7 protein-coding genes are annotated in these 14,008 nt (G+C 73.3%); 3 read left to right on the top strand and 4 right to left on the bottom strand.

Annotated elements, in window-relative coordinates; all coding sequences use genetic code 11:
* Window positions 1-57 precede the first annotated feature (57 nt).
* From ACFWZH_RS17340 to ACFWZH_RS17330, 3 genes are all read right to left on the bottom strand, one after another.
* Window positions 58-1,476 (bottom strand): S28 family serine protease, encoded by a 1,419-nt coding sequence (locus ACFWZH_RS17340; RefSeq protein WP_384431031.1) that lies wholly within the window; start codon window positions 1,474-1,476, stop codon window positions 58-60.
* A gap of 128 nt (window positions 1,477-1,604) precedes the next feature.
* A complete protein-coding gene (locus tag ACFWZH_RS17335; protein WP_384431027.1) occupies window positions 1,605-5,468 on the bottom strand; it encodes an ABC transporter ATP-binding protein in 3,864 nt (1,287 codons plus the stop codon).
* Window positions 5,469-5,557: 89 nt separating this feature from the next.
* Entirely contained in the window at window positions 5,558-8,362 is a 2,805-nt protein-coding gene (locus ACFWZH_RS17330) for a discoidin domain-containing protein (RefSeq protein ID WP_384431024.1), read from the bottom strand.
* Window positions 8,363-8,594: 232 nt separating this feature from the next.
* Between ACFWZH_RS17330 and ACFWZH_RS17325 the strand changes: the two genes are divergently transcribed.
* From ACFWZH_RS17325 to ACFWZH_RS17315, 3 genes are all read left to right on the top strand, one after another.
* A complete protein-coding gene (locus ACFWZH_RS17325) occupies window positions 8,595-9,383 on the top strand; it encodes an ATP-binding cassette domain-containing protein (RefSeq protein WP_384431021.1) in 789 nt (262 codons plus the stop codon).
* Entirely contained in the window at window positions 9,355-11,475 is a 2,121-nt protein-coding gene (locus ACFWZH_RS17320) for a YhgE/Pip family protein (RefSeq protein WP_384431018.1), read from the top strand. The genes ACFWZH_RS17325 and ACFWZH_RS17320 overlap by 29 nt, the downstream gene beginning before the upstream one ends.
* A gap of 92 nt (window positions 11,476-11,567) precedes the next feature.
* The gene (locus ACFWZH_RS17315) at window positions 11,568-12,173 is read left to right on the top strand and encodes a TetR/AcrR family transcriptional regulator (protein WP_384431241.1); all 606 of its coding nucleotides are present in this window, start codon (window positions 11,568-11,570) and stop codon (window positions 12,171-12,173) included.
* A gap of 3 nt (window positions 12,174-12,176) precedes the next feature.
* Here the strand turns inward: ACFWZH_RS17315 and ACFWZH_RS17310 are convergent, their stop codons facing one another.
* Window positions 12,177-13,952, bottom strand: coding sequence for a thiamine pyrophosphate-binding protein (locus ACFWZH_RS17310; protein ID WP_384431015.1), 1,776 nt, complete (start codon window positions 13,950-13,952; stop codon window positions 12,177-12,179).
* Between the last annotated feature and the right edge of the window lie 56 nt (window positions 13,953-14,008).

The raw sequence follows: 14,008 nt of genomic DNA, 5'->3' as shown, positions 1-14,008 counted from the left end.
CGGTCACGGCGCGCTCCCCTGCTCGCGGGGAGCGCGCCGTGGCGTCTTCTCAGCGCGTCACGGCCGCAGCATCGGCACGCGGCGGATCTCCTGCCTGTCCAGCTTCTTGTTGTACGGGGCCAGCGGGGTGGCCCGGCCGCTCGGGGCGGGGACGCCGGCCCAGTCGAGGAGCTCGGCGGTGGCCTTGGTGCGGTCGGCCTCCTTCAGCTTGGCGATGCTGGCGCCGTGGTTGCCGCCGGGGACGGTGAACCGGTACGCGTCACGGGCGCCCGCGCCGACCTCGAAGTGCTCCGAACTCCACGGGTCGTACTCGCCGTTGACGAACATCATCCGTTCGGCGTGGTGGCGCACCCAGCGGTCGACGTCGGGCATCGCGCGCGGGTCGAAGCGCATCGGGATGTCCTCGGGGACGAAGCTGCGGGAGTTGTTGATGCCGGGGTACTTCAGCAGGCCGGCCAGGTTCGGGTAGGCGTAGCCGGGCTCGCCGAGCTGGGTGCCGGCCTGGTAGTAGTACGGCGTGTACGGCTCCATGCCCTGGTCGGTGTAGCTGTCGAAGCCGCCGACCTTGTCCATCCACTTCCACAGCTCGTCGGTGGAGACGGTCGGCTTGGGCACCTCGGGGCAGGCGGTCTCGGCGGGCTGGTACTGCCAGAAGCCGAACACCAGGTCCGTGACCATGACTTCATAGGCCCGGTCGGCGCTGCCGACGGTCTTGAAGGTCTGCTTCTCCTTGTCGGCCCAGGCCTGGAAGCGGTCGACCATCTCCCCGCGGCGCACCAGGGCCTCGCGCTCGATGGCGGCGAGGGCGGTGCGGCACTGCGCGGTCCCGACGGTCCGGAAGAACCGGTCGTAGGCGGAGTCCTCGTCGTTGCGCACGTCGTTGGGCGCGACGTAGGCGACGGTGCCGTTCATGTCGTGCGGGAAGAAGCGGCGGTAGTACGTGGCGGTCATGCCGCCCTTGCTGCCGCCGGTGGCTATCCAGTTCTTGCCGTAGATGCCGTGCAGCGCCTGGAATATGCGGTGCTGGTCGTTGGCGGCCTGCCGGATGTCCAGCTTCTGCCAGTCCGTGGGCGTGGGCCGCGACGGAGTGAAGTAGCGGTACTCCAGGGAGACTTGGTTGCCGTCGATGATCTTGGTGGGTTCGCTGCGGGACGGCGTGGTGCTGACGTTGTAGCCCGAGGTGAAGAACACCGTCGGGCGGTCGACCGACTTGTGCAGCAGGGTCAGTCGCTGCTGGAAGGTCCCCTTCGAGGGGTGCCGGTGGTCGATCGGCTGGGTGTAGTTCAAAACGAAGTAGCGGTAGCCGTCGACCGGCTTCTCCTCTACGAGGCTCATCCCCCGGATCGCCAGGATCCGGTCCTTGATGTCCTCGGTCTTCGGCTCGGCGGCGGTGGCCGCTCCCGCCGAGGCGCTGCCGGCTGTGGCCGTGCCTATGAGCACGGCGAGCGACAGCAGCCATCTGGTGGCCTTGCGCATGCACCCTCCCCTTGGGATAGCAAAGGTGGGCTGAACCTATCGGCGCGCGGGGGGTGCCACCAGCCCCCGGCGCCATCCGGTGGATCTCCGCCGAGCGGCGCGGGGAGGGCCCCGCGCCGCGGGGACCGTCAGGCCACCAGTTCCTCCTCCTCGCCCGTGAAGGTGCGCCACAGCTGCGCATACCGCCCGTTGCGCGCGAGGAGTTGCGCATGGCTGCCGTCCTCGGCTATGCGGCCCTGGTCGAGGACCACGACGCGGTCCGCGCGGGCGGCGGTCGTCAGGCGGTGGGCGACGATCATGGTCGTGCGGGCGCCGGCGAGGCGGTCGGTGGCCTGGTTGACGACGGCTTCGGTGGCGAGGTCGAGGGAGGCGGTGGCCTCGTCGAGCAACAGTACGTCCGGGTCGACGAGTTCGGCGCGGGCCAGCGCCAGCAGCTGCCGCTGGCCGGCGGAGAGGTTGCGCCCGCGCTCGGCGACCTCGTGGAGGTAGCCGCCGTCGAGCGTGGCGATCATCTCGTGGGCGCCGACGGACCGGGCCGCGGCCTCCACCTCGGCGTCGGTGGCGTCCGGGCGGCCGTAGGCGATGGCGTCGCGGACGGTGCCGGCGAAGAGGTAGGACTCCTGGGGGACCACCCCCAGGCGGCGGCGGTAGCCGGTCAGGTCCAGTTCGCGCAGGTCGGTGCCGTCGACCCGGACGGCGCCCGAGGACGGGTCGTAGAACCGCGCCACCAGCTTGACGAGGGTGGACTTGCCGGCGCCCGTCTCGCCGACGAAGGCCACGGTCTGGCCGGCCGGTATGGCGAGCTTGATGCCCGCGAGCGCCGGCTCCTGGCTCGTGCCGTAGTGGAAGTGCACATCGTCGAAGATGATCTCGCCGCGCAGCGCGGGTACGTCGCGGGGGCGCTCGGCGGCGGGGGTGGTGGTCGGCTCGCGCAGCAGCTCCTGGATGCGGCCGAGCGAGACGGAGGCCTGCTGGTAGCCGTCGAAGACCTGGGAGAGCTGCTGGACGGGGGCGAAGAACAGGTCGATGTAGAGCAGGTACGCCACCAGGGCGCCGGCGGTGAGGGTGCCCGAGCCGACCCGGCCGGCGCCGACGATCAGCACCAGGGCGGCCGCCACCGAGGACAGCAGCTGGACGAACGGGAAGTAGACGGATATCAGGAACTGGCCGTGGACCCGGGCCCGGCGGTAGGCGTCGCTGCGCGCGGCGAACCGCTCCTGGCCGCGCCCCTCGCGCCGGAAGGCCTGGACGATCCGCAGCCCGGCCACGTTCTCCTGGAGGTCGCCGTTGACGGTGCTGATCCGCTCGCGGGCCAGCTCGTAGGCCTTGACGCTCTGCTTGCGGAAGAAGTACGTGCCGATGATCAGCGGCGGGAGGGTGGCGAAGACGACCAGGGCGAGCTGGACGTCGATGGCGAGCAGCGCGATGAGGATGCCGAAGAACGTCAGCATCGAGACCAGGGCGGTGACCAGTCCGGTCTGCAGGAACGTGGAGAGCGCGTCCACGTCCGTCGTCATCCTGGTCATGATCTTGCCGGTCAGCTCGCGCTCGTAGTAGTCGAGCCCGAGGCGCTGCAGCTGGGCGAAGATCTTCAGGCGGAGGGAGTACAGGACCCGCTCGCCGGTGCGCCCGGTCATGCGGTTGCCGCCGATCTGCGCGGCCCACTGGGCGAGCACCACGATCAGGGCGAGTGCGGCGGCGGCCCAGACGCCGGCGAGCACGCCGCGGCGGACGCCCTCGTCGATGCCCTGGCGGATCAGCACCGGCAGCATCAGCCCGGCGAGGGCGTCCACGGCGACCAGCGCCAGGGCGAGGGCCAGCGGTCCGCCGAAGCCGTGCAGCAGCCGGCGCAGGCCGTAGGAGCGCTCGGGGCGCACCGCCCGGTCCTCGTCGATGCCGGGGGTGTCCTGCGCCGGCGGCAGCGCGGCGACCTGGGCGAGAAGCTCGGGCGTGGCCGGCGTCCCGGCCGTCGCGGCGCCCAGGCCGGGCCCGGCGGCGGCCGCGCGGGGCGCGACGCCGGCCCCGCCCGCCTCGGCGTCCTGCTCGCGGCGGACCCACAGCTCGGGGGTGACGGCGCCGGCCGCCGGGACCGTCCGGCTCCGCTCGCCGTCCGCCTCGCCGTCGAGGCCGTCGAGGCCGTCCGGTCCGCCCCCGTCGGGTGTGTACGCCGGCAGTCCGGTCGCGGTGGGGGCGCCGGCCGGGTCGCGCTCGATGCCGCCCAGTTCCTCGGGGTCGGTCAGCAGCCTGCGGTAGAGGGGACATCGCTCGGCCAGTTCGTCCTGGGTGCCGACGTCGACCAGCCGCCCGCCGTCGAGGACGGCGACCCGGTCGGCGAGCGCCAGGGTGGAGGCGCGGTGCGCGATGAGCAGGGTCGTGCGGCCCGCCATGACGCCGCGCAGCGCCTCGTGGATCTCGTGCTCGACCCGGGCGTCGACCGCGGAGGTGGCATCGTCCAGCACCAGCAGCCGGGGGTCGGTGAGGATGGCCCGGGCCAGCGCGATGCGCTGCCGCTGGCCGCCGGACAGGGTCAGTCCCTGCTCGCCGACCTTGGTGTCGTAGCCCTCGGGGAGCGCGGAGACGAAGTCGTCGGCCTGGGCGGCGCGGGCCGCGGCGCGCACCTGCTCGTCGGTGGCCTCCGGATGGCCGTAGGCGATGTTGTCGCGCACCGAGTCGGAGAACAGGAAGCTGCTCTCGGGGACCAGGCCGATGGCGGCCCGCAGCGACTTCAGCGTCAGCGTGCGCACGTCGTGGCCGCCGACCAGGACGCGGCCCGCGGTGACGTCGTAGAAGCGGGGCAGCAGCAGGGAGACGGTGGACTTGCCGCTGCCGGACGTGCCGACCACGGCGACCGTCTCGCCCGCCTCGATGCGCAGCGAGAAGTCCTCCAGGACGGGGCGGGCGGGGCCGGCCCCGTCGCCGTCGTGTGCCGGGGCGTAGCCGAACGTGACCCGGTCGAAGGCGACGGTGGCCGGGGCGTTCGCGGGCAGCTCGTGGGCGTCCGGCCGCTCCTGGATGAAGGGTTCGGTGTCGATCAGCTCGTAGACCCGCTCCACGCCGGCGCGCGCCTGCTGTCCGACGGTCAGCATCACCGCCAGCATCCTGACCGGTCCGACCAGCTGTGCCAGGTACGTGGAGAAGGCGACGAAGGTGCCGAGGGTGATCTGCCCCCGGGTGGCCATCCAGCCGCCGAGGGCGAGCATCGCGACCTGACCGAGGGCGGGCACGGCCTGCAGCGCGGGGGTGTAGCGGGCGTTGAGGCGGACCGTGCGCAGCCGCCCGGCGAACAGCCGGCCGGAGACCTCGCGCAGCTTGCCGGTCTCCTGCTCCTCCTGGCCGAAGCCCTTGACCACCCGGACGCCCGATATGGCGCCGTCGACGACGCCGGCCACCGCGGCCGCCTGGCTCTGGGCGTACCAGGTGGCGGGGAACAGCCGCACCCGGCTGCGCCGGGCGATGAACCACAGGGCGGGGGCGACGGCGAGCGCGACGACGGTCAGCAGCGGGGACAGGACCGCCATCACCACCAGCGAGACCACGAAGAGCAGCACGCTGCCGATCATCATCGGCAGCATGAACAGCAGGCTCTGGATCAGCTGCAGGTCGCTGGTGGCGCGGCCGACGACCTGGCCGGTGCTCAGCTCGTCCTGCCGTCGGCCGTCGAGCCGGGAGATGGCGGCGAACATCCGGGTCCGCAGATCGTGCTGGATGTCCAGGGCGAGCCGGCCGCCGTAGAAGCGGCGCAGGTAGGTCAGGACGTAGACGACCACGGCGGCCGCGATCAGCACGCCGGACCACACGGCGAGGGAGCGCTCGTGCCGGACGATGACATCGTCGATGATCAGCTTGGGCACGAGCGGGACCAGCGCCAGCACGCCCATCCCGGCGAGCGAGGAGCCGAGCGCGAACAGGACGTCCTTCCTGTACTGCCAGCAGTCCCGGGTCAGCCGCCGTGCCCAGCCCACCCGGACCGTGTCCGTATCCGCGCCCGCCACCCCATGCCTCCCGCCCGTCGACGCCTACTCGCCAGGCACCAACGCCGCGGGGTGCGATTTTCATCCCGTCGTAACAATCCCGTTCGTGATCACTTCACCCGCTGCACCGTGAGCTCCGTGATCCCCGGGTGCGGCCTGGGCTTTTTGTCGGGCGCCGGGCTCCGGTCGCCCTCCACCACGACGCGTACGTACCGGGCGGGGCTGCGGCCCGCGTACCCCGTCCCCGTCCAGTGCTCGCCGTCCGTGGAGACCTCCGCGCGATAGGCCTTGGGGCGGGTGGCGGTCCAGTGCGGGGTGATCTGGCCGATGCGGGTGGTGCGGCCGAGGTCGACGGTGAGGGTGCCGGTGGCGGCGTTCGGGACCCAGGCGGTGGTGTCGTTGCCGTCGACCGCGGCGGCCGCGTACATCCCGGGCTCCTGCGAGGTCGCCGTGGCCGGGGCGCACCGGGCGGCGTTCGAGGTCGCGGCCAGGTCGGGGCGGCGGGTCTTGAGGACGGCCGGCACGCCCCGGCTGACGAGCTGCTCGCCCTGGGGCGACTCGACGGTCATCGGCGCCCCGGAGGTCAGCCGCACGGTGGTCTGGTGCGCCCCGATCGCCACGTCGTACGTCCGCCCCTGCCAGCGCAGCCCGCGCAGGGTGACGCCGGCGGACAGCTGCGGCGGCAGCATCGGGTCCAGCCGCACCCGGTCCTCCCGCAGCCGCAGGCCGGTCAGCCCGTGGGTGAAGGTCTGCAGGAATCCGCCCTTGCCGGTGAGGAAGTCCTGCGCGGGCTGCCCCGCGTGCGGGTCCGAGGCGCCGGCCTTGCTGCCGCGCGCCTCGGAGAACTGCGCGAACGGCCCGCGCACGAACGGCTTGATGGAGCGCAGCAGATAGGTGTACGTCGAGCAGCCCGGCTCGCCGATCCCGGCCGCGTCGACGGCGTGCACCGAGTCCGTCATAGCCGGGCCGTCGGGGTCGGTGCGCGCGGCGTAGTAGTCCAGCGTGCGCGCGGCCCGTGCGGGCGTCATCGGCCATTCCAGCGGATACATCAGCAGTACGGTGTCGGCCTGCTTGATGGTCGTGCCCCGGTAGCCGGCGTACTGCTCGAAGACCTTGTTCGTGCTGTCGTAGGGGATCCGCAGGTGGTCGGCGACCGTGGTCCAGGAGGCGGGTGCCCGCTCGCCGAGGAGGGCGGCGGCGCGGGTGGCGTGGCGCAGCGCGGTGGCGGCGCCGGCGTTGGTGAAGACGCCGTCGGTGACGCCGTTGCTGTACTCGTCCGGTCCGGCGACGTTCTTGACCGAGTAGCTGCCGTCGGCGTTGTGGGTGGCCCGCGAGGCCCAGAACTCGGCGATGCCCTTGAGGACCGGCCAGCCGCGGGAGCGCAGCCAGGCGGTGTCCTTGGTGGCGAGGTAGTACTGCCAGGCGGCCAGGGAGACATCGCCCATGAGGTGGTTCTGGGTCCGGCAGTGCGGCGGGTCCCAGCTGTGGCACTCGCTCCACAGGGCGCCGTCGCTGCCGGACGTCCAGGGGTAGAACAGCCCGTCGTAGCCGAGCTTCTCGGCGTTGGCGCGGGCCCGGTCCCGGGTCCGGTAGCGGTAGTCGACGATCGACCTGGCGAGTTCGGGGTGGCTGGCCAGCAGCCCCGGATACATCCAGGTCTCGGCGTCCCAGAAGACCTCGCCGGCGTAGTTGTCGCTGGTCAGACCGGTCGGGCCGATGCTGTTGGCGCTGCCGGGGCGGGTGGCCGACAGCAGCCCGTACTGCGCCGAGCGCACCCAGGACTGCAGCTCGGGCTGCCCGTGGACCTCGATGTCGGCGCGCCACAGCCGCTGCCAGGCGGCGGTGTGCCGGGCGAACAGGTCCTGCCAGCCGCGGCCGGCGGCCCGCAGTGCGGCGGCGCGGGCGGCGGCGCGCGGGGTGCGGGAGGTGAGCGCGGTGTCCACGCCGACGTACTTGGTCAGCTCGTACGTCCGTCCGTCGCGGACCGGGAAGGTCACCCGCTGCCGGCTGGTCAGCCCGTCGGCCCGGGGCTCCGGCCGGGGCCGCTCGGGGCGCACCTGCGGACCGGGGCGCAGCGTGGAGGCCACCGCGCCCTCGGTCTTCGTGCCGTCCGCGCGGAAGCCGACGTCCATCGTGCCGGGGCCGGCCGTGCCGTCGGCGGGGGCCCTGGACGGCTCGATCCGGCGGGCGCCGCGTCCGTCGAGGGTGTCGGTGACGGTGGCGGCGCCGCTCCAGTGGGGCGTCATCCGCAGGCGTACGGCACCGGTGTGCGCGTCGTCGCGGGCGGCGAGCACGTCGTAGACCAGGTCCGTGCTGCGGCCGTCGGCGGCCGTCCAGGTCAGCGACGTACGGACGAATCCGCAGCGCAGCGAGAGGGTCTGGCGGTAGTGCGAGATCCGGCCCGGCCGGGTGGCGGAGGAGAAGGTGTCGGGGCGCTCGCCGCCGGTGGTGACGTCGAGGGTGGTCCAGGTGGGGATCGCGGCGATGGCCTGCCGCCCCTCGACGTTCTTGGGTCCCTTGGCGTACAGCCCGGAGACGAACGAGCCGTCGTAGGCGGGGGTCTTCAGCGGCCAGCCGGTCGTGCCGCCGGGGGCCGCGTAGCCGGTGCCGTTGGGCGGCACCCGCTGTCCGAGGTAGCCGTTGCCGACGTAGGCGTGGTAGCCGTCCGCGGGGTCGATCGTGGTGGCGGTGGCGCTCCAGCCGTCGCCCTGCTCGCAGGGGTCTTGGGCGGCCGCGGCGTCGGGCAGGGGCGGGGGCGGCGCGGCGGACGCCGATATGGGCGCGAGGCCGGCGACCAGCGCGGTGGCGAGTAACGGGGCGACGAGGCCGCGGGAGCGGCGGGCGGCGGGCCCGCCGCCCGGCCGGTCCGGGCCCTGCGGTGAGCGGTCCGCGGGGGAAGCTGCCGTGTGTTCCATGGTTCTCCGTCGTACGTACGCGGTCCGCGCCGCGGTCCGCGACACGGACTTCACCTTGAACATCATCAGGCCCCCGCCTGCCCCGCACCTTAGGACGAATAGGCCGTCCGGGTCACGGACTTGGTCGTATCGACGCGCCGGCGCGCTCGACCCGTACTGCTCCGATTGGTCAAAGCGCCGCACTTGCGGCACACTTTTAGACTGACCAGTCAGATCAAAAGGGGAGGGGTTTGTGAACACCACCCGCCAGGGGGCGGCGGTCAGCGCCAGGGGGATCGGAGTGCGGGGCCCACGGGGATGGGCCTTCCGCGGCGTCGACATCGCCGCGGACCCGGGCTCGCTGATCGCCGTCCAGGGCCCCTCGGGCTCCGGGCGCACCTGCCTGCTGCTCGCCCTCACCGGCCGGATGCGGATCACCGAGGGGACGGCGACGGTCGCCGGATTCCCGCTGCCCAAGCGGATGGGAACGGTGCGCGCCCGTACCGCCATCGCCCACGTACCGGGCGTCGCCGACCTCGAACCGGCCCTCACGGTCGGCGAACACCTCAAGGAACAGGCCCTGCTGGGGCGGCGCCTGAAGGGCTCGCTCCCCTGGGGCAAGCAGCACAAGGCCGCCACCCGGGCCCGGGTCGACGCCGCGCTGACGGCCGCCGGGCTCGACGCCGGTGCACTCCCCAAGGGTCTGGGCACCGCCGTCCGCGACCTGGAGCGCATCGAGGCGCTGCGGCTGTCGATCGCGCTCGCGGTGATGCACGGCCCGCGGCTGCTGGCCGTCGACGACGTCGACCTCAAGCTCTCCGCGGCCGAACGCGACCAGGCCTGGCAGCTGTTGCGCGACCTCGCGCTGGCGGGCACCACCGTCGTGGCCGCCGGCAGCGACGCACCGGCGGACGCGCTGATCGTCCGCACCGCGGCCGCCGCGGCGCCCGCCGACCCGGCACCCGGCCAGGACGTCCCGGCCACCGCACACACCACCGAGGAGGAAGCGGCGCATGCGTTCGCCGAAACTGGCCGCGCTTGAGCTCAGGCGCTTCGGCAGGGGAAAGCTGCCCCGGCTGGGGTTGGTCGCCCTGATGCTGATCCCCCTGCTGTACGGGGCCCTGTACCTCTGCTCCTTCTGGGACCCCTACGACCGCCTGGACAAGATCCCGGTGGCGCTGGTCAACGACGACCGGGGTGCCACCGCCGACGGCAAGAAGATCACCGCCGGCGACGACCTGGCCGAGAAGGTCAAGGACAGCAACACCTTCGACTGGCAGGAGGTCAGCTCCGCGGACGCCGCCAAGGGCGTCGAGGACGGCACGTACTACCTCTCCCTGACGGTCCCCGCGAACTTCAGCGAGCGGATCGCCTCCAGCTCCGGCGACGACCCGCAGACCGGTGCGCTCAAGGTCCGTACGAACGACGCCAACAGCTACATCGTCGGCTCGATCTCCAAGACGGTCTTCTCCGAGCTGCGCGCGAAGACCTCGGCCACGTCGTCCCGGGCCATGCTCGACAAGATCTTCGTGTCCTTCTCCGACCTGCACGACAAGACGGCCGAGGCGGCCGACGGGGCGGGCAAGGTCGATGACGGGCTCGGCACGGCCAAGGACAAGACGGGTGAACTGGCCGACGGGCTGGGCAAGCTCGACGAGGGCTCGGGCGCGGTCAGCAAGGGCGCGGGCGATCTGAGCAAGGGCGCCAGGGAGGCCGCCTCGAAGGCCAGGCAGCTCAGCCAGGGCGCGGGCCAGGTCGCCGACGGCACCCAGCAACTGGCCGACAAGGTCCAGGGCATCGCCCGCAAGGACCTCCCCTACCTGCGGGAGCACGGCAAGGAGATCGGCGAGAAGGCGCGGACCGTCGCCGACCTCACCCAGGCGCTCGACGAGGACCTCGACAAGCTGCCGGGCAACTCCGCCAAGGCGGCCGCACAGGCGCGCAAGAACGCCGACGACGCCGCGGAGCTGTACCGGGAACGCTGCGGCCAGCTCGTCTCCACCGACCCCGACTGCGCCAAGCTGAAGGGGATCGCACAGGGCAGCGCCCTCGCCGCCGACGCGGCGGAGAAGGTCAACGACACCATCGCCCGTACCGACTTCGGGCAGCTGCACGGCAAGCTGCGCGAGCTGAACCGGATCGCCGAGCGGGTCGCCGACGAGGCACCGGGCATCGCCGACCGGGCGGACGCCGCGATCGGCCAGATCAACCAGCTCAACGCCGGCGCCCACAAGGTCTCCCAGGGCGCAGGCCAGTTCGCCGACGGCATCGGTGCCCTCTCCGACGGCGCCGGCAAGGTCGCCGACGGAGCCGGCAAGGTCCACAGCGGGCTCGGCGACGCCAAGGACGGCGCCGAGAAGCTCACCGGCGGCCTGTTCAAGCTCAAGGACGGCGCCAACCAGCTCGCCGACGGGCTGCACAGCGGCGTCGCCAAGATCCCGGACTACGACAAGAAGGACCGCGACGCCCGCACCGAGGTGATGGCCGACCCGGTCGAGCTGGCCGCCAAGTCCCTGCACAAGGCGCCCAACTACGGCACCGGCCTGGCGCCGTACTTCATCCCGCTCTCCCTCTGGGTCGGCGCGATGGTCGCGTTCATGCTGCTCCAGCCGCTGGGCAAGCGCGCACTGGCCGCGGGCGCCCCGGGCTGGCGGATCGCCCTCGGCTCCTGGCTGCCGGCCTTCGCCGTCGGCGTCGTCCAGGTGCTGGCCCTGATGGCCGTACTGCACTGGGCCCTCGGCCTGGAGATGGTCCGCTCGGCCGGCACCATCGGCTTCCTGCTGCTGGCCACGGCCTGCTTCACGGCCATCATCCAGCTGCTGAGCGCCTTCTTCGGCCCGGCCGGCCGGGTGCTGACCCTGGTCGTGCTGATGCTCCAGCTGACGTCGGCGGGCGGCACCTACCCGGTGCAGACCAGCCCCGGGTTCTTCGCCGCCATCCACCCCTTCCTGCCGATGAGTTACGTCGTCGACGGTCTGCGCCGCCTGATCACCGGCGGCGACCTCACCGTCGTCTGGCAGGGCTGCGCGGTCCTTGGCGCCTTCACCCTCGGCGCGCTGGCGCTCACCGCCCTCGCGGCGCGCGGCCGGCAGGTCGTACGGATGAAGGACCTGCACCCGGAACTCAGCCTGTGAGCCTTCCCCCGGGTCCCCGGTGCGGTGCCGTCCCCGGCCCCCCCCCCGGGCGCGCCCCCAACGCCCGCCCCACGGCCCCCCCCCCGCCGCTCATAGGCCCCCCCCGCACCCCAAAAGGCGAACAAGGGGTCTCCCCCCCCACCGTCGACGAGATCGCCGACCGCGCGGGCGTCGCCAAGGGCACCGTCTACTACAACTTCGCCAGCAAGAACGTCCTCTACGAGGAGCTGCTGCGAGACGGCCTCGACCAGCTCGCCGACTCCCTCCAGCACGCCGCCGACACCACCGCGGGCCGCGGCGGCACCCGGGTCGACGCGCTCGACGCCATGATCCGCGCGGGCCTGGACTTCATCGCCCGCTCCCCGGCCCTCACCCAGCTCTACGTCGCCGAGCTGTGGCGCACCAACCGCAGCTGGCGCGCCACGGTGGCGTCGGTACGCGGCCGCGCGCTGACCGTCGTCGAGTCCGTCCTGCGCGACGCGGTGCGCACCGGCGAACTCTCCGAGGAGCTCGACATCCCCCTGACCTCCTCCGCCCTCCTCGGCATGGTTCTGGTCGCGGCCCTGGACTGGCTGTCCTTCCAGCCGGACCGGTCGGTCGAGGAGGTACACGCGTCGCTGTCGCGGCTGGTGCAGGGGCGGGTGGGGGCGCGGGCGCCCCAGGGGGGTCGGGGCGACGCCCCCGGAGTCACCGCCTAGGCGTCAGGCGTCGGCCGTCAGGTGCGTCGGGGCGAACATCCGCAGCCGGGCCGGGAGTACGACCACCGACGGGCCGGGGGCGGCGAGTGCGGCCGACAGGTCCGTGGCCAGGTGCTCGGGGCTCGTGGTGACGGCGGGGACGCCGAAGGCCCCGGCGAGAGCCGCGAAGTCCGGGCGGGCGAGTTCGGTGGCGGTGGCCGCGCCGAACGCGTCGGTCATGTAGGCGCGCAGGATGCCGTAGCCCCCGTCGTCCACGATGAGCCAGGTCAGCGGTAGGTCGTACTGCCGGGCGGTGGCCAGCTCGGCGATCGAGTACATCGCGCCGCCGTCGCCGGAGACCGCCAGCACCGGCCGGGCCGGGTCCGCGGCGGCCACGCCCAGCGCCGCCGGGAGGCCGTAGCCCAGGCCGCCGGCGCCCTGCGCGGAGTGCAGCGCGTTGGTGCCCCGCGGGTCGAAGGCCGACCAGGCCCAGTAGGCGAGGATCGTCATGTCCCAGCAGCTGACCGCGCCGTCCGGCAGCGCCTGCCGCACCGAGGCCAGCACCTGCTGCTCCAGGTCGAGATCCTGACCGGCGAGGCGGTCGCGGACGCGGGCGAGGAGACCGCGGACGGCGGCTTCGGGGTCGTAGGCCTCACAGTCGTACGCCTCGGAGCCCGGGGCCGAGGCCGCGGCAGAGCCGGCGCCCGCGTCGCCGCGCGCCGCCACCTCCTCGACCAGCGCGGCCAGGGCCGCCCGGGCGTCCGCGTGGATGCCCAGCGCGGCGTGGTTGGACTCCAGCTTGCCGAGGTCCGCCTCGATCTGCACGACGCGGCCGCGCGGCCGGAACGTGTGGTAGTTCGAGGAGAGTTCGCCCAGCCCGGAGCCGACGACCAGCAGGGTGTCCGCGTCCTCCAGGAAGGACGTGGTGTGCCGGTCCTCCAGCCAGGACTGCAGGGAGAGCGGATGCTCCCACGGGAAGGCGCCCTTGCCGCCGAAGGTGGTGGCCACCGGCGCCCGCAACCGCTCGGCGAGCGCCAGCAGCTCCGCCTCGGCCCCGGCCCGTACGACTCCCCCGCCGGCCAGGATCACCGGCCGCCGGGCCCGGGTTAGCCGGTCGGCCGCCGCCGCGATCAGCTCGGGGCGGGGCGCCGGCTCCGTCGGCGCGACGTCGAGTCCGGTCACCGGCGGCACCTCCACCTCGGCCAGCAGTACGTCCTGCGGGATCTCCAGCCAGACCGGACCGTGCGGGGCGCTGAGGGCCGACTCCCAGGCGGCGGCCACCGCCGACGGGATCTGCGAGGCGGTGCGCACCGTGTGGACGGACTTGACCACGCCCCGGAACGCGGCGCTCTGGTCGGGGAGTTCATGCAGATAGCCGTGGCGTCCGCCGCCGATCCCGGCCAGCGGCACCTGACTGCCGATGGCCAGTACGGCGGCCGATGCCGCGGCCGCCTCCTGGAGCGCGGGCAGCGTCATCAGCGCGCCGGGGCCGGTGGAGACCAGCAGCGGCGCGACGCCGTGGGTGGTCCTGGCGTACGCGTCGGCGGCGAAGCCCGCGTTGTTCTCCACCCGCAGCCCCACGTAGCGCAGCGCGGAGCGGCGCAGCGCGTCGAACACCCCGAGGGCGTGCTGGCCGGGGAGGCCGAAGACGGTGGTCGCGCCGAGGGCGGCGAGCGACTCGACGACCAGGTCGCCTCCGCTGCGCGGTGCCGGCGTCGGCGAGGGCTTCGGCGACGGTTGCGGCGACGGTTGCGGCGACGGTTGCGGCGACGGTTGCGGCGACGGTTGCGGGGTGCTCATCGTTTTCGGCTCTCCGTATCGGTGTGGTGGTTCGCGGCCGGGCGGCCGCTCGTCCT

Source organism: Streptomyces sp. NPDC059008 (assembly GCF_042749045.1).
GTDB lineage: Bacteria > Actinomycetota > Actinomycetes > Streptomycetales > Streptomycetaceae > Streptomyces.
Note: the sequence above shows the minus strand (reverse complement) of the source record. Positions and strands in the feature narration are given on the sequence as shown.

Coding starts and splice junctions, on each gene's coding strand:
- ACFWZH_RS17310 (WP_384431015.1), bottom strand. CDS start 13,952: ATGAGCACCCCGCAACCGTCGCCGCAACCGTCGCCGCAACCGTCGCCG.
- ACFWZH_RS17320 (WP_384431018.1), top strand. CDS start 9,355: ATGCGTTCGCCGAAACTGGCCGCGCTTGAGCTCAGGCGCTTCGGCAGG.
- ACFWZH_RS17330 (WP_384431024.1), bottom strand. CDS start 8,362: ATGGAACACACGGCAGCTTCCCCCGCGGACCGCTCACCGCAGGGCCCG.
- ACFWZH_RS17340 (WP_384431031.1), bottom strand. CDS start 1,476: ATGCGCAAGGCCACCAGATGGCTGCTGTCGCTCGCCGTGCTCATAGGC.